The sequence below is a fragment of the Bradyrhizobium sp. 87 genome (genome assembly GCF_023073015.1).
Classification (GTDB): Bacteria; Pseudomonadota; Alphaproteobacteria; order Rhizobiales; family Xanthobacteraceae; genus Bradyrhizobium; species Bradyrhizobium canariense_D.
The window spans coordinates 44,104-65,277 of record NZ_JADPIQ010000056.1; the positions used below are offsets into that span (position 1 = coordinate 44,104).

Sequence of the window (21,174 nt, forward strand, 5' to 3'; positions counted from 1 at the left end):
CTTCCTACGTCCCGAAATCTTCCCGCATCTTAGCCTGGATCTTGGCCATGCCGCCGATCCAACGGTCGTAATTCTCGGTCTTCTTGCGCATGTAGCCGAGCACCTGCGGGTGCGGCAGGATCAGGAACGTCTCCTGATCGAGACCGGCGAGCACGTCCTTGGCGACCTGCTCGGGCGAGAGGTCGCCGTCGCCGGATTGCGGGCCTTTGGGGATCGAACGCAGCATGTTGGTGTCCACGCCCTGCGGGCAGAGGATCGAGACACGGATGTTGTGCGCCTTGTGCGAGATCGCGAGATTTTCGGCAAAGCCGACCGCGGCATGCTTGGTGGTGGAGTAAGCCGGGCTGCCGACCTGCGACAGCAGGCCGGCGGCCGAGATCGTGTTAAGGAAATAGCCGCCGCCGCGCGCCTTCATGCGCGGGATCAGATGCCGCGCCGCATAGACATGCGCCATGACGTGGATCGCCCAGCTGCGCTGCCAGGGCTCATCCGAGGCGCCGCCGGCATTGACCGACATCGGGTCGAAGCCGCCGCCGATGCCGGCATTGGAGCAGAACAATTCGATCGGGCCGAACTGACGCTCGGTCTCCTCGATGACGTGGGAAATATCCTTTTCCTGCGCGACATCGCATTTGAAGGCCGCGCCATCCACCGTGGCCGCGACCGCCCGCGCGTTGTCCGCGTCCATGTCGGCGACGACGACCTTGGCCGCACCCGCCTTGTGAAAGGCTTCGCACAGCGCCTTGCCGATGCCGTTGGCGCCGCCCGTGACGACCACGACCTTGCCGGTCACCTGCATGCGACGTCTCCTCTTGTCTTGTACCGTTTTGGCTTATTGCGCTTCGCGGAGCTTGCTCAGCTCAACACGAGGTCGAGCACCGCGGTATAATGGCACGCCGCGCCGGCCAAGACAAAGCCGTGCCAGATCGCATTCTGGAAGCGCAGCCGCCGCCAGGCATGAAAGATCACGCCGAAGCTGTAGAGCAGTCCACCCGCAAGGACGAAGCCCAGCACCAGCGCAGGCAGCGCCTTGACCACGGAATCGTAGAGCATGATGCCGCTCCAGCCCATCGCTAGGTAGATCCCGACCGCAACGCGGTCGAACCGGCCGGGGTAGAGAAGTTTCAGCACGATGCCGAGGAGCGCCACGCACCAGACGCCGGCGAGCAGCACCAGCGCGAACCCACTGTCCTTCACCTCCAGGATGAACGGCGTGTAGGTCGCCGCGATCAGGAGATAGATCGCCGAATGGTCGAAGCGCCGCAGCAGCCATTTGGCCGGCGAGACTGGCCACAGATTATAGGTCGCCGACAACACCAGCATCGAAAGCAGGCCGGCGACGTAGATCGAGACGCCGACGATGTCGGTCGCGTCGGCAAAGAGCACCGTCAGCACCACCAGCACGGTCGCGGCAATGATGCCGCAGAGCACGCCGATCGCGTGGATCACGCCGTCGGCGATCAACTCGGCGCGGTCGTAATGCCAGCCGACCGCGTCGGCGGCTGCGTGGACGGAGGAGGATGCGAGCTGTTTCAATTGGAAGACGGTCATGGCAATCCGCAAGGTGAGTTAATACCCTCTTGTATGGGTGTTTCGGGATCGGCGCGTCGTTCAAACGGCTGATTTGCCGACAAAGACGGTGGAAGTATGAAGCTTGATTTTCCTCAGGCAGTTGCCACTTTTGTGATTAGTCCTTTTTGCCTATCCGCCCTCGCCCGGGATTCCCAACGTTCATATGGCATTTAGTTTCCAGGATATGATCGAGGAGGCGCGCCTGTCGGCTCGGGCGCTGATCGACTACGGCGAGCATTTCTTCAATCCGACGGTACGATTGGGGGTTACCGGCCTGTCCCGGGCCGGCAAGACGGTGTTCATTACCGCGCTGATCCACGGCCTCACCCGTGGCGGCCGGTTTCCGGTGTTCGAGGCCTATTCATCCGGGCGGATCGCGCGGGCGCATCTGGCGCCGCAGCCGGACGACGCGGTGCCGCGCTTTGCCTATGAGAGCCATCTGCGCGCGCTGATCGAGGAGCGGCGCTGGCCGAACTCGACTGTCGACATCAGCGAGCTCAGGCTCGTCATCGACTACCAGCGCCAGAACGGCGCCGACCGCACGCTGACGCTCGACATCGTCGACTATCCCGGCGAGTGGCTGCTCGACCTGCCGCTGCTTCAGAAGAGTTTTGAGCAATGGTCGGCCGAAAGTCTCGCCTTGTCACGCGAGGCGCCGCGCGTCCATCTTGCCGCGGATTGGCACGCGCATCTCGCAACGCTCAAGCCCGAGGCGCGCGAGGACGAGCAGGCGACGCTGACGGCCGCAAAGCTCTTCAGGGGCTATTTGCAAGGCTGCCGCGACGAGCGGTTTGCGATGAGCCTGCTGCCGCCCGGCCGCTTCCTGATGCCGGGCAATCTCGCCGACACACCGGCGCTGACCTTTGCGCCGCTCGACGTACCCGCGGGTGGCCAGGCGCCGGAGGGATCGCTGTGGGCGATGATGGTGCGCCGCTATGAGGCCTACAAGGACGTCGTGGTGCGGCCGTTCTTCCGCGATCATTTTGCTCGGCTCGATCGCCAGATCGTACTGGCCGACGCGCTCGCCGCGTTCAACGCCGGCCCCGAAGCGCTGCACGATCTCGAAGCCGCACTCGCGGGCATTCTCGACTGCTTCAACATCGGCCGCAGCACATTCCTCTCCGGCCTGTTCCGGCCGCGGATCGACCGCGTGCTGTTCGCGGCGACCAAGGCGGATCATCTGCATCATTCCAGCCATGACCGGCTCGAGGCCGTGCTGCGCCGCGCGGTCACCCGCGCCGTTGCGCGCGCGGAAAATACCGGTGCGGCGATCGACGTCGTCGCGCTCGCCGCCGTCCGCGCCACGCGCGAGGCGCAGGTCGCGCATGGCCGTGACAAATTGCCGTCGATCTTGGGAACGCCCGCCGCGGGAGAAAGCGCCGGCGGCGAATTCTTCGACGGCAGCACCGAGGTGGCAACCTTTCCGGGCGACCTGCCCTTGGATCCCGAGCCGTTGTTCAACGGCACCGACGCATTCCGCGGCCTCTCGACCGAGGCCGCCGGGAAGAGCGATTTTCGCTTCCTGCGCTTCCGTCCGCCGAAGCTCGAACGTGAGGGGGCCGACCACCCGGCGCTGCCTCACATCCGCCTCGACCGTGCCTTGCAGTTCCTGATCGGAGACAAATTGTCATGAACGACCGATCGAAGCCACGGCGACCGGCGACGTTCCGGCTCGACGACCCCGGCGTCGTCGTCACCGAGGCCGACGAGACGACCCGGCTCGGCCGTACCACCATCCAGATCACGCCGGAGCCCGATCCGGCGAATTTGCCGGTGCCAATCGCAGCGACGCTTCCGGCGCGGCGCGGCTTTCCCTGGGGCCCAATGTTCTGGTCCGGCGTTGCCGGGCTGACGCTGCTCGGGGTCGGACTCGGCGTCGTCCGTCTGATCGAGGATCTGTTTGCGCGCAGCGACAGCCTCGGCTTCGTCGGAGTGGCCCTTGCCTTCATCACCGCGCTTGCGCTCGCGGTGGTGACCGGACGCGAGGCTTTCGGGCTGGCGCGGCTAGCAACCATCGAAAAGCTGCATCAGCGCGCAGCCGCTGTTCTTGCCAGCGACGATCGCAAGGAGAGCCGCATCATCGTGCAGGATCTGCTCAAGATAGCGCATCAGAACCCGCAGCTCGCGCGCGCCCGTGCCGCCCTGGAGAGCCACGCCGGCGAGATCATCGACGGCGCCGACATGATCCGGCTCGCCGAGCGCGAATTGATGTCGCCGCTGGACATCGAGGCGCGGCGGCTGGTGTCGTCAGCCGCGCAAAAAGTCTCAATCGTCACGGCGGTGAGCCCGCGAGCGGCGATCGACGTGATGTTTGTGTTCATCGTGTCGCTGCGCCTGATCCGCCAGCTCGCTTTCCTCTATGGCGGCCGGCCTGGCGCGCTGGGCATGATCCGCCTGCTCCGCCATGTCATCGCCCATCTCGCCATCACCGGCGGCATGGCGGCGAGCGACAGCCTGGTGCAGCAGATGCTCGGCCACGGCATTGCGGCGAAGCTGTCGCAGCGGCTGGGCGAAGGCATGCTGAATGGATTACTGACGGCGCGGCTCGGCCTCGCCGCAATCGACGTCACACGGCCGTTGCCGTTCGCCGCACTGCCGCCGCCGAAGCTGTCGGACCTCGCGACGGATCTGCTGCGGAAGAAGGACGAGGAAGAGTAGAACGCCATCTTGCGCGGCGGACTCGTTTTCCCCTCTCCCCTTGCGGGAGAGGGTGGCTCGCCGCAGAGCGGCGAGACGGGTGAGGGGTTCTCTCCGCGCGCGCCTCTCGCAGTCGTCTTAGCGGATAGAGACCCCTCATCCGGCGCTTCGCGCCACCTTCTCCCGCAAGGGGAGAAGGAAGAAGGCCGCCTTGCTAGGCGAGCGTACGCCGCTCAAACTCGCCCGCCAGCACGCGCCACCGGAACAGCGGCGAGTCTTTCGGCGGCGACAGCTCTGGGGTCCAGCCGGTGAGCTTTTCCAGCGTGTACGTGTCCATCACGAGACCGCGCCAGCGGCGCTCGACCTGACCGAGCGGCTCGCGCTTGGCGGGGATGTTCTCCCACAGTGATGAGCGATTGTCCGGCTCGCGCCCGACATAGATGCCGACGTGGCCCTTGATCCGGTCCATGCCCGGATCGCGAAAGTCCTGGAAGCGGCCGCGCTCGTTGATCTCGATCACCGGCACCCGGCCCCTGAACAGCCAGCGCATCATGGCATAGGTGCGGTAGTCCGTGGTGGCGATCCAGGTCGCGCCAGTCTCGTCCAATGCGGCCTGTGCGCGCGCGGCGACCTGCTCGTAACCGGACTCGGCACCGATCGGATCGATCTTGCCAAGTAAATTCCAGGGCGCGGCGACGTAGTAGAGGAACACGATGACGACAAAGGCGGTGCCGGAGACCACCGCCGTGTTGACCCAGAACAGCGACGATCTGATCATCCGCGCCGACCATTTTTCACGCGACAGCATGGTGAGGTTGACAGCGGCGGCGGCGAAACCGACCGGCCACATGAACATCGGCCAGGTGTCGCCGACGCGGAGGGTCAGCGATTTCGCCAGGAAATAGAGAAACGGCACCAGGACCGCGGTCGACAGCAAAATCGCGACCGGCTCGCGCGTGCTATAGCCGCGCCACGCCGTCAGCACCACCCCCGTCAGTACCACCGGCAGCATGACGAAGCCGACCAGTCCGAATTGCAGGCCGATGTAGTCGCCGAATGTGCGGAGCGAGATGCCGTAGCTGGTGGTGGCGCGCACACCCTGGAAGCGAATCGCGGCCCAGTCGTGCTGCACGTTCCAGATCAGGACCGGCGAGAACACGGCGATTGCGATCAGGACCGCGAGATAAGGATAGGGGCTGCGCAACCAGCGCCAGCGCCAATCCGGCACCAGCAGAAAGGCGGCAACCGCCGGTGCGAACATGATCACGGTAAATTTCGACAGCATCGCGAGCCCGGCGAACAGGCCGGCCGCGAGCCACCAGCGGCCGTCGCCGCCCTGCGCGAGCCGCACCAGGCACCACATCATTGCCACCGCAAACGGGATCATGGCGACATCGGGCGCGACCTTGGCCATCAGCAGTCCGTAATAGAGCGCGGCCTCCGGCATCAGCACCGCGAGCACGACGGCGCGCACATCATGAGTGAGGCGGCGGACGATGTCCGCGAGCAGGAGCTGCGTCACCAGCATCGCGACGATGCCGCCGAAGCGCACACCGAGTGTGGTGTCGCCGAAGATCGCAGTACCGAACCGGATCAGCCAGGCGATGCCGGGGGGATGATCCAGGAAGCTGAGCGCCGTCTCCTGCGACCAGGTCCAGTAATAGGCCTCGTCCGTGCGCAGCTCGATGACCGAGGCGTAGACGATGCGCAGCAGCGTCATCGCGGCGATGATCGCCGCGGCCATGACGAGCGGCCGGCGCGCCGCGCCGGCGGGGAGCATCGTGATGTCGGGAGCTGTCCTCACGGCGGCGCTTTTCGCCAACCTGGGAGGGGGAGTCAATGTTGGGTACCGTCGTCCCGGATCCGCGTGCGCCCCCGGGGGTGCTTGTCCAGGACGACACGGAGATTGCGGCCGCTTGCCGCGCATGTGATCGGGCGCGCTATCCACCCCCGGAATTAAACGCGACGCTGGCTGTTCTCCTTCATGAACTGATACAACAGAATCATGGCCGCAACCGCATCCACACGATTTTCCGATCTTTCCCGCGCCATCAGCGTACGCCAGGTGCGGCTGGTTTGCGGTGTCATCCTGTTCGCCTATGTGGTCAGCCATTTCCTCAACCATGCGCTCGGCAACATCTCGGTCGATGCCATGGAGATCGGGGTCTACTACCACATGCTGTTCTGGCAGTTCCTGCCGGTTGCGATCGTGTTCTACACGGCGGCGCTCACGCATATGGGGCTCGGCATCTACGCGTTGTATCAGCGCCGGCAGTTCCGTTGGCGGACGGTCGAGCCGCTGCAGCTCGTGCTGGGCTTGAGCATCCCCGCGCTGGTCATGGCGCATGTGATCGGGGTGCGGCTCGGTCAGACGCTTTACGGACACCAAAAACTCTATCCGCAGGAACTCTATCTGTTCTTCGTCGCGTCGAACCGTATCTGGACCATGACGATCCTGCTTCTCATCGCCTGGGTGCACGGCTGCATCGGCATCTATTTCTGGCTTCGCCTCAAACCGTTCTTCACGCGCGCGGCGCCCTATCTGCTCGCGGCTGCCGTGCTGATCCCGACGCTGTCGCTGCTGGGTGTCTACCAGGGTGGCCGCAGCGTCGAGGTCGAGGCCGACGACGGGGAATGGCGGACGCACAATCTCACGCGCCGCCAGCTGGGCACCACGGCAGAGGCCGCGATGCTCGACCGCATCACCGGCGGCCTCACCGCCGGCTATCTCGGACTGCTCGCTTTGGCGCTGCTGGCGCGTGGCGCGCGCGCCCTGTGCGAGCGGCGCGGCGGCATGATCGCGCTGTCCTACGGCAACGGCAAGACGGTGCGCGTCCCCAAGGGCCTCTCCGTGCTGGAAGCGAGCCTGCGCCACAATGTGCCGCATGCCAGCGTCTGCGGCGGCCGCGCCCGCTGCTCGACCTGCCGCATCCGCATCATCGGCGATCATGGCGCCCTGCCCGAGCCGTCGCAGCGCGAGGCGTTCGTGCTCACCCGTGTCGGCACCAGTGACCCCTCGATCAGGCTGGCCTGCCAGCTGCGGCCGACGTCGGATCTCTCCTTCTTCCAGCTCTTCACCGCGCATACGCTTTCGGCGAACACACAGGCCTCGACGCCTGCCAGAATCGGCCAGGAGCGCTATCTCGTCAGCCTGTTCGTGGATATGCGCGGCTCGACGCAGCTGGCCGAGAAGCGGCTGCCGTTCGACACCGTGTTCATCGTCAACCGCTTCCTCGGCGCCGTCTCGCAGGCTGTGATCGAGAATGGCGGCCAGCCGAACCAATTTGTCGGCGACGGCATGCTGGCGCTGTTCGGACTGAGCGCCGATCCGCAAACCGCCTGCCGGCAGGCGCTGAAGGCCGCCGCCGGCATCGCCAGGCATATCGATGAGCTCAACGAGCTCCTGTCCCACGATCTACGCCAGCCGATCCGCTTCGGCATCGGCATCCATGGCGGCGAGGTCATCATCGGTGACATCGGGTATCGCGATCACATCGTCTTCACGGCGCTGGGCGATGCTGTCAACGTCGCGGCCCGCCTCCAGGACATGACCAAGACGCTGGCCTGCGAAGCGATCGTCTCGGAGGAAGTCCGCCGGACCGCCGGCCTTGCCGACGATGCGCTGCCGCAGCAGGAGGTCGCGATCCGCGGCCGCGACGAACCGATGGCCGTGCGTGTGGTTGCGGACGCGAGGGAGCTGTCGGCGCTCGTCGATCCCGGCGAACGCGTCGCGGCGTAACACCGGCTTGCTGCAACGCAGCGGCATGGGCCTGCTGCGAAAGCACGAATTGACTTCATCTGAGTCGTTGCGACAGATGAGTGAGAGATCGCGGTGATGACCGTGATCCAACGAAAAGCTCCGGGAGGAGACCACATGTTCGATCGACGCGACCTGCTCAAAGGAGCGGGCCTTGCCGCTGTTGCGACTGCACTGAACTCGACCAAAGCGCTGGCACTCGACACCGTCGCCCTGCCCTTTGCCAATGGCGAACGGCCTTTGGTGAAATATCCGCAGAAGCGGCCGATGATCGGCCTGACCAGCCGCCCGCCGCAGCTCGAGACGCCGTTCGCGGTGTTCAACGACGGCCCGATCACGCCGAATAACGCGTTCTTCGTGCGCTATCACCTTTCCGACCTGCCCTACAGTCTCGACCCCGACAAGTTCACGCTCGAGGTCAAGGGCAAGGTCGACAAGCCGCTCAAGCTGTCGCTGAAGGATATAAGGAAGATGAAGGCGACCGAGATCGTCGCCGTCAACCAGTGCTCCGGCAACAGCCGCGGCTTCCTGGATCCGCGCGTGGCCGGCGGTCAGCTCGCCAACGGCGCGATGGGCAATGCGCGCTGGCGCGGCGTGCCGCTGAAGGCCGTGCTGGCGATGGCGGGCGTGCAGAGCGGCGCCAAGCAGGTCACCTTCAACGGCATGGACGGTCCGGTCAGCGACAAAACGCCCGATTTCGTCAAGGCGCTCGATATCGATCACGCCAACGACGGTGAGGTGATGCTGGCCTATGGCATGAACGGCGAAGACCTGCCGTTCCTCAACGGCTTTCCGCTGCGCCTGATCGTGCCCGGCTATTTCGGCACCTATTGGGTCAAGCACCTCAACGAGATCACCGTCGTCGACAATGTCTATGACGGGTTCTGGATGAAGTCGGCCTATCGCATTCCGGACACGCCGAACAATGCGGTCGAGCCGGGCACCGCGCCGAAGGCGACGATCCCGATCAACCGCTTCACCATCCGTTCCTTCATCACCAGCGTCCCGGACGGAGCCAAGCTGAAAGCAGGCGGCACGACGCTGCGCGGCATCGCCTTCGACGGCGGCAAGGGTATCAAGGAGGTCGCGGTCTCCACCGACGGCGGGAAGACCTGGACCAACGCCAGGCTCGGCAAGGATCTCGGCAAATACTCATTCCGTGAATGGACGCTGCCGGTGAAGCTCGCGGCGGGCTCCCACGAGCTCAAGGTGCGCGCCACCGGCAATGGCGGCGAAACCCAGCCGGATACGCCGCGCTGGAATCCGGCGGGTTACTTGCGCAACGTCGTCGAAACCGTCCGCGTTACCGTGGCTTGAGGGGAATGATCATGCAGCGCACCGTTTTCCTCGCCATCACGCTCGCCCTCGCCGCCGTGGTGGGTTCGGCACTTGCAGCACCGGTCAATTACAAGACCCCCGATGAGGTCGCGGCGTTCAAGCTCGGGCCCAATCTCGAAGTCGTGCAGGGCAATTGCAGCGCCTGCCACTCCGCCGACTACATCAACACGCAGCCGCCGATGAAGGACAAGAAAGGTTTCTGGCAGGCCGAGGTGACCAAGATGATCAAGGTCTATGGCGCCCCCATCGACGATGCCGATGTCAGCAAGATCGTCGATTATCTGGCCGCGACTTATTGACGGATGGCGCGCGGCGCGCCGACCAAGTGACCGCGAAAAGGGCAAATCCGGCAAAAACGCCGCGAAGTTGAGCGGAATTCGCCGAAATGCCGATGTGGTTTGAGCTACCAAGCCAGCCACATTCCGCGTATCGTATTAGGACCGAACCGGCCGGTTGGCGGGGACTGGCGGTTCGAGATCTCGGAGGAAGACCCGCGGAGAAGTCGTGATGGCTAAAGGTACGGTCAAGTGGTTCAACCCGACGAAGGGTTATGGATTTATCCAGCCTGCGTCGGGCGGCAAGGATGTGTTCGTGCATATCTCGGCAGTGCAGAAAGCCGGTCTGTCGTCCCTGAACGAAGGACAGACGGTTGAATATGAAGAGATCGCAAACCGAGGCAAAAGCTCCGCAGAGAACCTCAAAGTATAAGCCCGCCGGCTTTTGCTAACTCCCGGATCGATCCGGGAGCCGGGCCAAGAAATTTTAGAAACGGTCAGTGCACTCGACGACAGGCGTTGCGATTGCACAGGGAGAACTATTTGCCCGCGAAGACCGCCCATTGGACGCCACAGCAATGACAATCGCGACGGCACTTCGTTAGTCCACCGGCAATGGTGCGTCGCGCTTGATCTCCTCCATCACCGCATAGGTTCGCGTTTCGCGCACGCCGGGCATCGACAGCAAGGTCTCGCCGAGGAAGCGCCGATACGCAGCCATGTCTGCCAGCCGCGCCTTCACAAGATAGTCGAAGCCGCCGGCGACCATGTGACACTCCAGCACCTCGGGCGCCAGCTTCACCGCGCGGGCAAAACGCTCGAAATTGTCGGGCGTGGTCTTGTCGAGCAGCACTTCGACAAACACCAGGAGGCCGAGGCCGAGCCGGTGCGGGTTTAGCCGCGCGCCATAGCCCTCGATAAAGCCCTCTCGCTGCAAACGCTTCAGCCGTTCGCCGATCGAGGTCGGCGACAGCCCAATGCGCTCCGCGAGCTCGACATTGGCGATTCGCCCGTCCTGCTGCAAAATCGAGAGGATCTTCCGGTCGGTTCGATCTAATTCCATATTCCGTAAGGTCAAATGACTGGGCGACTTCATTTTCTAAGCCGAATGAGCTAAATTGTCTATCGAGCTAAGGTAGCGTGGGCATTATCCTGAATTGAAGCCACAGGACACGCCATGCCGAACATTCCGCCTCCCTTCTCCGCCGCCTACGCGCCCGATGACGCCGATATCGCCGCGCGCCTTTTGCCATCTGTGCATCTCGGCCCGCCGCAGGAGGCGCGGATCGATCGCACCGCGACGCGGCTGATCGAAGCCATCCGCAAGCGCGACGACCGGCTTGGTGGAGTCGAGGATATGCTGCGGGAATTTGCGCTCTCGACCAAGGAAGGGCTGGCCTTGATGGTGCTGGCCGAGGCCCTGTTGCGCGTGCCGGACGCGCGCACCGCCGACCAGTTCATCGAGGACAAGCTCGGCGAGGGCGACTTCATCCACCACGAGACCAAGTCCACCGCCTTCCTGGTCAACGCCTCGGCCTGGGCATTGGGCCTCTCGGCGCGGGTGATCCAGCCCGGCGAGACGCCCGATGGCACCATCGGCCGGCTGGTGAAGCGGCTGGGCGCACCCGCCGTGCGCACCGCCACGCGCCAGGCGATGCGGCTGATGGGAAATCATTTCGTGCTGGGGGAGACCATCGCGCAGGCCTTGGAGCGGGCCCGGCCGCGCTCCGGCGAGAGGCAGCGCTATTCCTTCGACATGCTCGGCGAAGGCGCCCGCACCGCCACCGACGCAAGGCGATATTTCGACGCCTATGCCAGCGCGATTCTGACTATCGGCAAGGCGGCGGGCAGCCATCCCCTGCCCGATCGGCCCGGCATCTCCGTCAAGCTGTCGGCGCTGCATCCGCGCTTCGAGGCAATCAGCCGCGACGGTGTGATGGCCGAGCTGGTGCCGCAACTGCTGGACCTGGCGCAGCGCGCCAAGGTCCATGATCTCAACTTCACCGTCGACGCCGAGGAAGCCGACCGGCTGGAATTGTCCCTCGACGTGATTGCGGCAACGCTCGCCGATCCCTCGCTTGCCGGTTGGGACGGATTTGGCCTCGCGATCCAGGCCTATCAGAAGCGCGCCGGCGACGTGATCGACTATGTCGATGCGCTCGCCCGGGCGCACGACCGCAAGCTGATGGTGCGGCTGGTCAAGGGCGCCTATTGGGACACCGAGATCAAGCGCGCGCAGGAGCGCGGGCTCGACGGCTATCCCGTGTTCACCCGCAAGGCGATGACGGATCTGAACTACGTCGCCTGCGCTCAAAAGCTGTTGAGTCTGCGGCCACGCATCTTCCCGCAATTCGCCACCCATAACGCGCTGAGCGTCGCGACCGTGCTGGAGCTTGCCGGTGCGAACGGCGGCTTCGAATTCCAGCGCCTGCACGGCATGGGCGAGGCGCTCTACGAGCAGCTCGCCAAGGATCACCCGGACATCGCCTACCGCACCTACGCCCCGGTCGGCAGCCATCGCGACCTGCTCGCCTATCTGGTGCGGCGACTGTTGGAGAACGGCGCCAACTCCTCCTTCGTGGCGCAAGCGTCCGATTATCGCGTGCCGGTTACGGCGCTGTTGCAGCGCCCGGCGGATGCCATCGTCCGGCCGCAGCACGCGGCCCATCCCAAGATTCCGTTGCCGGGCGACCTGTTCGCGCCCGAGCGGCGCAATTCGCGCGGCGTCGAATTCGGCGCGCGCGCCGCGCTCGACCGGTTGCTGACGGAGGTCAAAGCCGAGACGATCGACCTCAAGCCGATCGCGGACGCAACGCCGGATCAGGCCAATGCGGCAGTGGCTGCGGCGCGCGCCGGCTTTGCCGCCTGGAGCCGGACACCCGCAGCCACGCGCGCGGCGGCGCTGGAGCAGGCCGCGCATCTTCTGGAGAACCGCGCGCCCCATTTCATAGCGCTGCTGCAACGCGAGGGCGGCAAGACGCTCGACGATGCGCTGTCGGAGCTGCGCGAGGCCACCGACTTCTGCCGCTATTATGCCGCGCAGGGTCGCAAGCTGTTCGGCAACGATGTGGCGATGCCGGGCCCGACCGGCGAGAGCAATGCGCTGGCCATGCGCGGCCGCGGCGTCTTCGTGGCAATCTCGCCATGGAATTTTCCGCTGGCGATCTTCCTCGGCCAGGTCACGGCGGCGCTGATGGCCGGCAACAGCGTGGTGGCCAAGCCCGCAGAGCAGACCCCGCGCATCGCGGTCGAGGCGGTGCGGCTGCTGCACGAGGCCGGCATCCCCGCAAGCGCATTGCACCTCGTCACTGGCGACGGCCGCATCGGCGCCGCACTGGCCGCGCACCCCGATATCGGTGGAATCGTCTTCACCGGATCGACCGAGGTCGCGCGCAGCATCAACCGGGCGCTGGCAGCCAAGGACGGGCCGATCGTGCCGCTGATCGCGGAGACCGGCGGCATCAACACCATGATCGCGGATGCGACCGCGTTGCCAGAGCAGGTCGCGGACGACGTCGTCACCTCGGCGTTTCGTTCCGCCGGCCAGCGCTGCTCGGCGCTGCGGCTGCTGTTCGTGCAGGAGGACGTAGCCGACCGCATGATCGAGATGATCGCGGGCGCGGCGCGCGAGTTGAAGATCGGCGATCCAAGCGACGTCGCGACCCATATCGGGCCGGTGATCGATGTCGAGGCCAAGCAGCGCCTCGATGCGCACATCGCACGCATGAAGAGAGAGGCGCGGCTGCACTTTGCCGGCACCGCGCCGGAGGGCTGCTTCGTGGCGCCGCACATCTTCGAGCTTGGGGATGCCGGCCAGCTCACCGAGGAGGTGTTCGGCCCGATCCTCCACGTCGTGCGCTATCGTGCGGAAAATCTCGAACGCGTCCTGCAAGCGATCGAGCGCACCGGCTACGGGCTGACGCTCGGCATCCACTCCCGCATTGACGATACGATCGAGGCGATCGTCGACCGCGTCCAGATCGGCAACATCTACGTCAACCGCAACATGATCGGTGCCGTGGTTGGCGTGCAGCCGTTCGGCGGCAACGGCCTGTCCGGAACCGGCCCGAAAGCCGGCGGCCCGCACTACCTCGCGCGCTTTGCGACCGAGCAGACCGTGACGATCAACACCGCAGCAGCCGGCGGCAATGCTGCCCTGCTCGCAGGGGATGAGTGAGGCGCGGCGAGGAGCGTTGCATCCCGCCGAAACATCGGTCTAATGCTGCCGTGACGTGGCCCTCGCCAATTCCAGCGCGCGGGATACAACACGAGTGAGGGAGCAACGCCGCAATGGAAAAGGGCATTTTTGCAGGGCTCAAGGTGCTGGATTGCGCGAGTTTCATCGCAGCACCAGCGGCCGCGACCGTGCTGTCGGATTTCGGCGCCGAAGTCGTCAAGATCGAGCCGCCCGGCGCCGGCGATCCCTACCGCAATCTGCCCAACATTCCGGGCTATCCGACCAGCGAGCACAATTTCGCCTGGCTGCTGGAGGCCCGCAACAAGAAGAGCATCGCGCTCGACCTCGCAAAGCCCGAGGCGCAGGCCGTGCTCTACAAGCTGGTCGAAGAGGCCGACGTCTTCATCACCAACATGCCGCCGCCGGTGCGCACCAAGCTCGGCATCACCTATGACCATCTCGCCCATCTCAATGATCGCCTGATCTACGCCTCGTTCACCGGTTATGGCGAGAAAGGCGAAGAGGCCAACAAGCCCGGCTTCGACAGCAACGCCTATTGGGCGCGCTCCGGCCTGATGGACCTCGTCCGCGCCGACACCGACACGACGCCAGCCCGCTCGGTCGCCGGCATGGGCGACCATCCCTGCGCCATGGCATTCTACGGCGCGATCGTCACCGCGCTGTACCAGCGCGAGAAGACCGGCAAGGGCTCGCACGTCGCCTCCAATCTGATGGCGAACGGCGTGTGGGCTGCGAGCGTGCTGGCGCAGGCAAAGCTCTGCGGCGCCAAGTTCGCCGAGCGGCGGCCGCGCGAACGCGCGTTGAACGCGGTCGCCAACCACTACCAGTGCAAGGACGGCCGCTGGCTGATCCTGTCACTGCTGAGCGAAGAGAAACAGTTTCCGACGCTGGCCAGGTGTCTCGGCCGCGAAGATCTCATCACCGACCCGCGCTTTGCCACCAAGCCCGACCGCCACGCCCGCTCCGTCGAGCTGATCAAGATCTTTGACGAGACCTTTGCGACCAAGGATCTCGCCGAATGGCGCAAGATCCTCGACGGCAACGGTCTCGTGTTCGGCATCGTCGGCATCCTGGACGACATCCCGAACGACAAGCAGATGCTTGACAACGAAGTTCTAGTGCCATTCGAAAACGACACCATGCTCACCATCTCCAGCCCGATCTGGATCGACGGCGCCAAGAAAGTGCAGCCGCGCAAGCCGCCCGACGTCGGCGAGCACAGTGACGAAATTTTGCGCGGCGCGGGATACGATGACGCCGCGATCAAGCAGCTGCGGTCGCAGGGGGCTGTGGGGTAAGGAGCCGACAGCGGTCATACATCCACGCTGTCGTCCCGGCGAAGGCCGGGACCCATATCCCAGAGAGGAAGAGGTCGAACGAAGCTGATAACTCCAAATCTTCGCCAAACTGCGTTCGGTGGTTATGGGTCCCGGCCTTCGCCGGGACGACGACGTAGATCGCTTCAACAATCACAGTCATCGCGAGGTCCCATGCCCAGCTACCGCCTGCACTACTTCCCCGAATCCGGCAACAGCTACAAGCTGGGGCTGATGCTGACGCTTTGCGGCGAGAGGTTCGAGCCGGTCTGGACCGATTTTGGCGGCGGCGTCACGCGCACGCCGGAATGGCGCAAGAGCGTGAACGAGATGGGTGAGATTCCCGTGCTCGAAGTCGACGGTGTGAAGATGACGCAGACCGCGCCTCTCCTGCTCAAGCTTGCCGAGCAGCACGGGCGTTTCGGCGCCGAGACCGAGGAGGAAAAGTTCGAGCTGCTGCGCTGGCTGTTCTGGGACAACCACAAGCTCACCGGCTACATGGCGACCTACCGCTTCATGCGCGCCTTCACGCAAAGCAACGATCCGCAGGTGCTGAAACATTTTCGCAGGCGGCTCGAAGACTTTCTCGGCATTCTCGACGGTCATCTCCAGCACAACGAATTCGCGATCGGAACCAGGCCGACCGTCGCCGATATCTCGATGATGGCCTATCTGCATTATCCGAGCGACGAGCACGGCTTCGACTTCGCGGAAAGCTATCCCGCCATTCACGCCTGGCTTGGCCGCATGGCCACACTGCCCGGCTGGCAGCCGGCCTACGAGCTGCTGCCCGGCAAGCGGATGACGAATTACGCGAAGTGAGGGCGCGGCTACTTCAGCGCCAGCCAGCCGAGCGTGAACAGGATTCCGCCGATGATGACGACGACCGCGACCGCCCAGGTGCTGACGCGGATGCTGCCGGTAACCTGCTTGGCCTCTTCATTCTGCGCGATCTCGCGATTGCGCTCCTTGTTGGCTTCGCTGGAGTCCGTCATGGGTCATCCAAACCGGTTCGAGACAGCCTAACGCGTCTTGATGAAGCACATGCCGATGCGGCGCGAAGCCGCGGCAGCCTGACAGGTCAATCCTTTAGCACAGCTCCATGACGTAAAACTCCTGTCGGTCGATCGCGATCCCGCATTTTCCAGGGAACAATGCGCGCCCCAGCCGTCCTGATATTCGGTCCCCGCCAGCTCAGTGCTGCCGCGGGTCTGCGGCCGGCTGGCAAATCCACGTGAGAAATCAGGACGTTTGCCTGCGGCCATCGCGGTCAGGATGTCACGGCGGCGGACCTGGTCGCCAAGAAAATGCGGCGAGGCCGGCACGATGGTCAAGTTGGACGGCTTGTCCGCAAGCCAATCAACGCCCGGGAAGTGAAAGCCGCCGATGCCGCGGGTCTGGTGGCAGCCGGCGCAGGTGACGTCATTGAGGCGGCGCTGGAAGCCCGCGACCGAGCGGACGTTCTGGATGTCCCCGCGCGCAGCAGCTTGCTTCAACGCACCAACCACATCGTTGTCGGAGAAGACCGGCTCGCCCTGTCCCTCTCCGTTGCGCTCCCCTTGCACCATCCCGAACTCCGGCTGCAACGGAGAAGCATCGAGGCCGGCTGGCGTCGGCACGATTGCAGCCTTGGCCAGGAATTTCTCGGGGATCAGCACCGTACCGCGATCGAAGTCGCGAAGATGATCGGGCGCGAGCAGCCAATCCCTGAAGTCGCGCCGGAGATCATTGTCAGCGAGAATGCGGTCGCGGTCGATCTGGTTCTCCAGCGTCGATTCCTCGAACGTCTTCGAGGCGGCGTCGTACTTGAACACCTTGAGCAGATAGTCGGAGCGGAAATCGTGCAGCGCCGATTTCGCCGCAACTGAGATCTGAATGTTGGTCTCGATGCGATCGAGCATCGCATCGTAAGGGAAGAAGTCGCTGCCGATCAGCCCCTGCCAGTCGCCATTGCCGAGCCAGCGTCGCGCGACCTCGGCGCAGGTGATCGGCTTGCCGTTCCCGTCCATCTGGCGCACGTCGCGCGCCTTCATCACCAGATTGAGCGTCATCGGCAGCCGCGTGGCTGTCCTGCCGCCATCCGGTTTGGTCTCGAAACGCACAAGACGATAGATCAGCCTGATCTCGCCGCAGGAGTCTTCCGAGACATAGGCCCGGTCCATGCGGTTGACGATGCCGGCCAGCACGAAACGGGTGTCGCGGGATTTCAGATTGGCGCGATCGAACAATTGTACGTCGAAGCCCTCGCCGACGCCGATGGTCTCGGTCGGATATGCCGCCTTCTGCTGGGCGACGTAGCGATCGATCTCCGCCTCGATCGCGGGAGGAATCTCCTTGAGCTGCGACAACCACGAAAACATCAGATCGGTCGTCAGCGGAAAGTTCGCGTTCCGCTCCGGCCACAACAGGCGCGAGATCGTGAGCGCATCGTGCTGGTCGAGCTCGCGCAGGAGATCGGGATCGGTGATCGCCGTGCCGCGTGCCAGTTGCGCGTTCTCCGCGGCCAACAACGACACGATGCCGCCGAAAAATACGGCGGCGGCAACGAGAATTCGCAAGGCGCGGCTCATGCCTCAGGTAACACCGCGCAGGGACGGCTATTCAAGCAAAAAGGCGCTTCACATCGTGGTGAAGCGCCTTTTCGGAAATCGGATATGGGCCGCTCAGCGCGCGACGATCAGCCCCTTGCTGGTGACGACGACCCAGCGGCCGTCCTGACGGCGGATCGCATCGACACGGCCAACCCCTGGGATGGGGTCACCGGCATACACCTCGTAGAGGCCACCGCGGCCCTCGACCAGTGCGCCGCCGTTGGAGACGTCGCGCAGCACCCAGCCTTCGACCGTCGGCAACCGGCCGACCTCGGTCTTGGGTGCGACGGGAGCCGGCGCAGCTGCGGCGGTTGCAACCTGGGTCGGTGCGATCGAACCAGTGGTCTCCTTGGCGGGCACGGCGGCTGCGGCCTGGACGGGCGCCGCGGGCGGGGTGGCGCGGAGCTTGTCGACCGTCTCGGACAGCTTTGCGATCTTGGCCATTGGCTCGGCCTGCGCCTTCTCGAGCTTGTCGAGGCGGTCGTTGGTCCGGTTGAACTGGCCGAGGCCGGTCTTGGAGGTATGCTCGACGTTGGCTTTGAGCGCGACGACATCGGCATCAATCCGGGCGACCGAGGATTCCAGCGCGCTGGTGTCGGCAACCTGTGCCGGCGCGGAGCTTGCGAAGTGCATCATCCCTGCGGTCGCGAGCGCGCCGCTGATGGCGCCGACACTGGCTGCAATCGCCACTACCGCGGCCATCGCCGACAGGCGGCGCGCGCCGCCGCTCTCGCGCGGCTCGTCCGCCTTCACATGCGGCGCAAACTCCTCACGGTCCCAGGACCGCTCTGCGGGTGCCATGACGATGAGCTTGCCGGGCTTTGGCTCGGACTTGGTCTCGGCTTTGGGCTCAACCTGGGCCTCGAACTTCGGCACCTCGATCCGCGGCGGCTCAATCTCGATCGGATCAGGCTTGGGCGGCGCCTCGTGGTCAGGGGCAATCGAAGGGGCCTCGATTCCCGCAGACTCGACGGCCTGCGGCGCGGTCGCGGCGGCTTCGACGACGCTCGTCTGCTCACCGGTCGTTTGGGCAGCCTGCTCAGCCATTGGTTCGCTCACAGCTCAAATACTCCACTCTGGATTGACCTTTTGGTAACTTTCATTGCTTGCGAAATCCTTACTTCGGGACCCGCTTACCGAAATTTTAGGGAGTCATCCGGGGCCGAATTGGGCCGGGAACGTGGAACCGGTGTGGCGGGTATGAAGCAATTTGTAACCGGGCGAAGATGAACGGCCGCGCAACGGACAGGGTCTGCCGCCCCCACGTGGTCAACGACGGGCGTGGATGACGCCCGCTCTGTCCACATCACTGTCCGTCACATCAGCACCGGTGCATCCGGCAGCTCGTTGGGGTGCGGGCCGCTTGACGGAAAGTGCTTTGTCAGCTCCCGGGACACCGCCTCGATGCCGCCGATCACGCCGCGCTCGAACTGCCCCGACCTGAACTCGACTTCCATGGCGCGGCAGATGCTCTCCCAACGCTCGCCACCAACCTTCGCATCGATACCGCGGTCGGCGATGATCTCGACATCGCGGTCGGCGAGCAGGAGATAGATCAGGACACCATTGTTGTGCGCGGTGTCCCAGATGCGCAGTTGCGAGAACACGTCAAGCGCGCGCTCGCGCGCCGGCTGGTTGCGAAACAGCGGGCCGCCGTCGAGCGCGCCTTCCACCACGAAGCGGAGCTGGCCGGAATGGCTGGCTTCGCCGCGCTTGATCGCCTGCTCGATGCGGCCGAGCACGCCCTTCGGGAACACCTGCTTGGCACGCCAATGGTGCTGGAGCAGATGCCGGGTGATGCGCCTGATGCTCATGACCTACCAGCTCCCCGAGGCGCCGCCGCCGCCAAAACTGCCGCCACCACCGCTGAAGCCGCCGCTCGACGACGACCCGCTGCTCCAGCCGCCGGATGACGAGCCGCTCGACCACGAGCCACGACGCGAGGACCCCGTGCCCGATCCCGCCCCAAACAGATCGGCGATAAACGTCAGGACAGCGCCGAGCACACCGACGCCCAGTCCGATGACCGCTGAGCCGATCACGAACCAGGCGAGGACACCAACGATCGCTCCCGTTATTCCCGAACCGAACAGCCGCCCGAACATGGAGCGCAGGATGCCTCCGATGACCAGCGGGCCGAACAGCAGGAAGTAGAAAAGCGGCTCGACGTCGTTCCAATCGCCGAAATTCACGCTGCGCGAGGGCGTCGGCAGCGGCTCGCCGTCGATGACGCGGATCATGCGGTCGACGCCCGCCGTGATGCCGCCGGCGAAATCGCCGCTCCTGAATTTCGGCGTGATGGCTTCATCGATGATGCGCCGCGACGTGACGTCGGTGAGCGCGCCCTCGAGGCCGTAACCGACCTCGATGCGCAAATGCCGGTCGTTCTTGGCCACAACGAGGATGGCGCCGTCGTCGACCTTCTTGCGTCCGATCTTCCAGGCCTCCGCGACGCGGATCGCGAATTGCTCGATGGTCTCCGGGTCCGTCGTCGGCACGATCAGGACGGCGATCTGGCTGCCCTTGCGCATCTCGAAGTCCTGCAGCTTTTGCGACAGCGCGGCGATGTCGCCGCTGGAGAGCGTGCCGGTCTGATCGACCACGCGGCCGGTCAGTTGCGGCACGGCGACATCGGCTGAGGCGGGGAGCGCAAAGGTGAACAGGAGCGCGAAGACGAGGACGAATGCTGAGAAGCCCAAAACGGCACGCCACAACATCGTTGTCATCGCCCGCGAAGGCGGGCGATCCAGTATTCCAGAGGCAGCAGTGATTGAACCGTGAAGCCGCGGCGTACTGGATTCCCCGCTTTCGCGGGGAATGACGGTGGTGGGTGGGGCATGCATCGGGGTCGAAGGCACTTACTTCGACGGCGCGGGCGCCGGATTGAAATCGACCTTCGGCGCGGTCGAGATTTCCTTCTCGTTCGCGACCGTGAAGTTCGGCTTTTCCTTGTAGCCGAACATCATCGCCGTGACGTTGCTCGGGAACGAACGGATGGTGACGTTATAGTCCTGCACCGCCTTGATGTAGCGGTTGCGCGCCACCGTGATGCGGTTCTCGGTGCCTTCGAGCTGCGACATCAAATCCTTGAACAGCGCATCCGACTTGAGCTGGGGGTAGTTCTCGGTGACCACGAGCAGCCGCGACAGCGCGCCGGAGAGTTCGCCCTGGGCGGCCTGGAATTTCTGGAATGCGGCGGGATCGTTCAGCACCTCGGGCGTCGCCTGGATGCTGCCGACCTTGGCGCGGGCATTGGTGACGCCGAGCAGCACGTCCTTCTCCTGCTGCGCAAAACCCTTCACCGAGTTGACGAGGTTGGGCACGAGATCGGCGCGACGCTGATACTGGTTCACGACCTCGGACCAATTGGCCTTGATCTGCTCGTCCTCGCTCTGGATCGCGTTATAGCCGCAATTGGTGAGGCTCAACGAGGCCAGCGCCGCCAGCACGGTCAGGATCTTGCGCATCAAATTTCTCCCGGTGGAATCGG

At 64.7% G+C, this 21,174-nt stretch carries 19 protein-coding genes; 9 read left to right on the top strand and 10 right to left on the bottom strand.

Annotated elements, in window-relative coordinates; translation table 11 throughout:
- Window positions 1-4: 4 nt before the first annotated feature.
- Window positions 5-799 (bottom strand): SDR family oxidoreductase, encoded by a 795-nt coding sequence (locus IVB50_RS14215; RefSeq protein WP_018453681.1) that lies wholly within the window; start codon window positions 797-799, stop codon window positions 5-7.
- A gap of 56 nt (window positions 800-855) precedes the next feature.
- Window positions 856-1,551: a hemolysin III family protein gene (locus IVB50_RS14220; RefSeq protein WP_018453680.1), complete on the bottom strand. Its 696-nt coding sequence runs from the start codon at window positions 1,549-1,551 to the stop codon at window positions 856-858.
- A 184-nt stretch (window positions 1,552-1,735) separates the two neighbouring features.
- On the opposite strand from IVB50_RS14220, the gene IVB50_RS14225 reads away from it, so the two are divergent.
- A complete protein-coding gene (locus IVB50_RS14225) occupies window positions 1,736-3,205 on the top strand; it encodes a YcjX family protein (RefSeq protein ID WP_026232571.1) in 1,470 nt (489 codons plus the stop codon).
- Window positions 3,202-4,230 carry a TIGR01620 family protein gene (locus tag IVB50_RS14230; RefSeq protein WP_018453678.1) on the top strand — a complete coding sequence of 343 codons (1,029 nt, stop codon included), beginning with the start codon at window positions 3,202-3,204 and terminating at the stop codon, window positions 4,228-4,230. Before IVB50_RS14225 ends, IVB50_RS14230 begins: the two co-directional genes overlap by 4 nt.
- A gap of 193 nt (window positions 4,231-4,423) precedes the next feature.
- Here the strand turns inward: IVB50_RS14230 and IVB50_RS14235 are convergent, their stop codons facing one another.
- Window positions 4,424-5,989 carry a glycosyltransferase family 39 protein gene (locus IVB50_RS14235; RefSeq protein WP_018453677.1) on the bottom strand — a complete coding sequence of 522 codons (1,566 nt, stop codon included), beginning with the start codon at window positions 5,987-5,989 and terminating at the stop codon, window positions 4,424-4,426.
- 225 nt (window positions 5,990-6,214) lie between these two features.
- On the opposite strand from IVB50_RS14235, the gene IVB50_RS14240 reads away from it, so the two are divergent.
- From IVB50_RS14240 to IVB50_RS14255, 4 genes are all read left to right on the top strand, one after another.
- Window positions 6,215-7,948, top strand: coding sequence for an adenylate/guanylate cyclase domain-containing protein (locus IVB50_RS14240; RefSeq protein WP_018453676.1), 1,734 nt, complete (start codon window positions 6,215-6,217; stop codon window positions 7,946-7,948).
- 135 nt (window positions 7,949-8,083) lie between these two features.
- Window positions 8,084-9,283: a molybdopterin-dependent oxidoreductase gene (locus IVB50_RS14245; RefSeq protein ID WP_018453675.1), complete on the top strand. Its 1,200-nt coding sequence runs from the start codon at window positions 8,084-8,086 to the stop codon at window positions 9,281-9,283.
- A gap of 11 nt (window positions 9,284-9,294) precedes the next feature.
- Window positions 9,295-9,603, top strand: coding sequence for a sulfite:cytochrome C oxidoreductase subunit B (locus IVB50_RS14250; RefSeq protein WP_026232570.1), 309 nt, complete (start codon window positions 9,295-9,297; stop codon window positions 9,601-9,603).
- 208 nt (window positions 9,604-9,811) lie between these two features.
- Window positions 9,812-10,012: a cold shock domain-containing protein gene (locus IVB50_RS14255; protein WP_007596519.1), complete on the top strand. Its 201-nt coding sequence runs from the start codon at window positions 9,812-9,814 to the stop codon at window positions 10,010-10,012.
- Between the two features lie 168 nt (window positions 10,013-10,180).
- Here the strand turns inward: IVB50_RS14255 and IVB50_RS14260 are convergent, their stop codons facing one another.
- Window positions 10,181-10,642 (bottom strand): Lrp/AsnC ligand binding domain-containing protein, encoded by a 462-nt coding sequence (locus IVB50_RS14260; RefSeq protein WP_018453673.1) that lies wholly within the window; start codon window positions 10,640-10,642, stop codon window positions 10,181-10,183.
- A gap of 114 nt (window positions 10,643-10,756) precedes the next feature.
- Between IVB50_RS14260 and putA the strand changes: the two genes are divergently transcribed.
- The 3 genes from putA (at window position 10,757) to IVB50_RS14275 (ending at window position 15,915) form a co-directional block, all read left to right on the top strand.
- Window positions 10,757-13,756 (top strand): bifunctional proline dehydrogenase/L-glutamate gamma-semialdehyde dehydrogenase PutA, encoded by a 3,000-nt coding sequence (gene putA, locus IVB50_RS14265; RefSeq protein ID WP_018453672.1) that lies wholly within the window; start codon window positions 10,757-10,759, stop codon window positions 13,754-13,756.
- A gap of 113 nt (window positions 13,757-13,869) precedes the next feature.
- Window positions 13,870-15,075, top strand: coding sequence for a CoA transferase (locus tag IVB50_RS14270; RefSeq protein ID WP_018453671.1), 1,206 nt, complete (start codon window positions 13,870-13,872; stop codon window positions 15,073-15,075).
- A 192-nt stretch (window positions 15,076-15,267) separates the two neighbouring features.
- Window positions 15,268-15,915, top strand: coding sequence for a glutathione S-transferase family protein (locus tag IVB50_RS14275; protein WP_018453670.1), 648 nt, complete (start codon window positions 15,268-15,270; stop codon window positions 15,913-15,915).
- An 8-nt stretch (window positions 15,916-15,923) separates the two neighbouring features.
- Here the strand turns inward: IVB50_RS14275 and IVB50_RS14280 are convergent, their stop codons facing one another.
- From IVB50_RS14280 to IVB50_RS14305, 6 genes are all read right to left on the bottom strand, one after another.
- Window positions 15,924-16,088, bottom strand: coding sequence for a hypothetical protein (locus tag IVB50_RS14280; protein WP_007596528.1), 165 nt, complete (start codon window positions 16,086-16,088; stop codon window positions 15,924-15,926).
- A gap of 27 nt (window positions 16,089-16,115) precedes the next feature.
- On the bottom strand, window positions 16,116-17,663 hold the full coding sequence (locus IVB50_RS14285) for a hypothetical protein (RefSeq protein WP_247296117.1): 1,548 nt from the start codon (window positions 17,661-17,663) through the stop codon (window positions 16,116-16,118).
- A 93-nt stretch (window positions 17,664-17,756) separates the two neighbouring features.
- Window positions 17,757-18,731 carry a hypothetical protein gene (locus tag IVB50_RS14290; protein ID WP_018453668.1) on the bottom strand — a complete coding sequence of 325 codons (975 nt, stop codon included), beginning with the start codon at window positions 18,729-18,731 and terminating at the stop codon, window positions 17,757-17,759.
- 269 nt (window positions 18,732-19,000) lie between these two features.
- The gene (locus IVB50_RS14295; protein ID WP_018453667.1) at window positions 19,001-19,498 is read right to left on the bottom strand and encodes a TPM domain-containing protein; all 498 of its coding nucleotides are present in this window, start codon (window positions 19,496-19,498) and stop codon (window positions 19,001-19,003) included.
- Between the two features lie 3 nt (window positions 19,499-19,501).
- Window positions 19,502-20,410 (bottom strand): YgcG family protein, encoded by a 909-nt coding sequence (locus tag IVB50_RS14300; protein WP_085349575.1) that lies wholly within the window; start codon window positions 20,408-20,410, stop codon window positions 19,502-19,504.
- Between the two features lie 132 nt (window positions 20,411-20,542).
- Window positions 20,543-21,151, bottom strand: coding sequence for a LemA family protein (locus IVB50_RS14305; RefSeq protein ID WP_018453665.1), 609 nt, complete (start codon window positions 21,149-21,151; stop codon window positions 20,543-20,545).
- Window positions 21,152-21,174 lie beyond the last annotated feature (23 nt).

Coding starts and splice junctions, on each gene's coding strand:
- IVB50_RS14245 (WP_018453675.1), top strand. CDS start 8,084: ATGTTCGATCGACGCGACCTGCTCAAAGGAGCGGGCCTTGCCGCTGTT.
- IVB50_RS14260 (WP_018453673.1), bottom strand. CDS start 10,642: ATGGAATTAGATCGAACCGACCGGAAGATCCTCTCGATTTTGCAGCAG.
- IVB50_RS14250 (WP_026232570.1), top strand. CDS start 9,295: ATGCAGCGCACCGTTTTCCTCGCCATCACGCTCGCCCTCGCCGCCGTG.
- IVB50_RS14220 (WP_018453680.1), bottom strand. CDS start 1,551: ATGACCGTCTTCCAATTGAAACAGCTCGCATCCTCCTCCGTCCACGCA.
- IVB50_RS14255 (WP_007596519.1), top strand. CDS start 9,812: ATGGCTAAAGGTACGGTCAAGTGGTTCAACCCGACGAAGGGTTATGGA.
- IVB50_RS14235 (WP_018453677.1), bottom strand. CDS start 5,989: ATGCTCCCCGCCGGCGCGGCGCGCCGGCCGCTCGTCATGGCCGCGGCG.
- IVB50_RS14225 (WP_026232571.1), top strand. CDS start 1,736: ATGGCATTTAGTTTCCAGGATATGATCGAGGAGGCGCGCCTGTCGGCT.
- IVB50_RS14300 (WP_085349575.1), bottom strand. CDS start 20,410: ATGACAACGATGTTGTGGCGTGCCGTTTTGGGCTTCTCAGCATTCGTC.
- IVB50_RS14295 (WP_018453667.1), bottom strand. CDS start 19,498: ATGAGCATCAGGCGCATCACCCGGCATCTGCTCCAGCACCATTGGCGT.
- IVB50_RS14230 (WP_018453678.1), top strand. CDS start 3,202: ATGAACGACCGATCGAAGCCACGGCGACCGGCGACGTTCCGGCTCGAC.
- IVB50_RS14215 (WP_018453681.1), bottom strand. CDS start 799: ATGCAGGTGACCGGCAAGGTCGTGGTCGTCACGGGCGGCGCCAACGGC.
- IVB50_RS14290 (WP_018453668.1), bottom strand. CDS start 18,731: ATGGCTGAGCAGGCTGCCCAAACGACCGGTGAGCAGACGAGCGTCGTC.
- IVB50_RS14270 (WP_018453671.1), top strand. CDS start 13,870: ATGGAAAAGGGCATTTTTGCAGGGCTCAAGGTGCTGGATTGCGCGAGT.
- IVB50_RS14285 (WP_247296117.1), bottom strand. CDS start 17,663: ATGAGCCGCGCCTTGCGAATTCTCGTTGCCGCCGCCGTATTTTTCGGC.
- IVB50_RS14305 (WP_018453665.1), bottom strand. CDS start 21,151: ATGCGCAAGATCCTGACCGTGCTGGCGGCGCTGGCCTCGTTGAGCCTC.
- IVB50_RS14280 (WP_007596528.1), bottom strand. CDS start 16,088: ATGACGGACTCCAGCGAAGCCAACAAGGAGCGCAATCGCGAGATCGCG.
- IVB50_RS14275 (WP_018453670.1), top strand. CDS start 15,268: ATGCCCAGCTACCGCCTGCACTACTTCCCCGAATCCGGCAACAGCTAC.
- putA (WP_018453672.1), top strand. CDS start 10,757: ATGCCGAACATTCCGCCTCCCTTCTCCGCCGCCTACGCGCCCGATGAC.
- IVB50_RS14240 (WP_018453676.1), top strand. CDS start 6,215: ATGGCCGCAACCGCATCCACACGATTTTCCGATCTTTCCCGCGCCATC.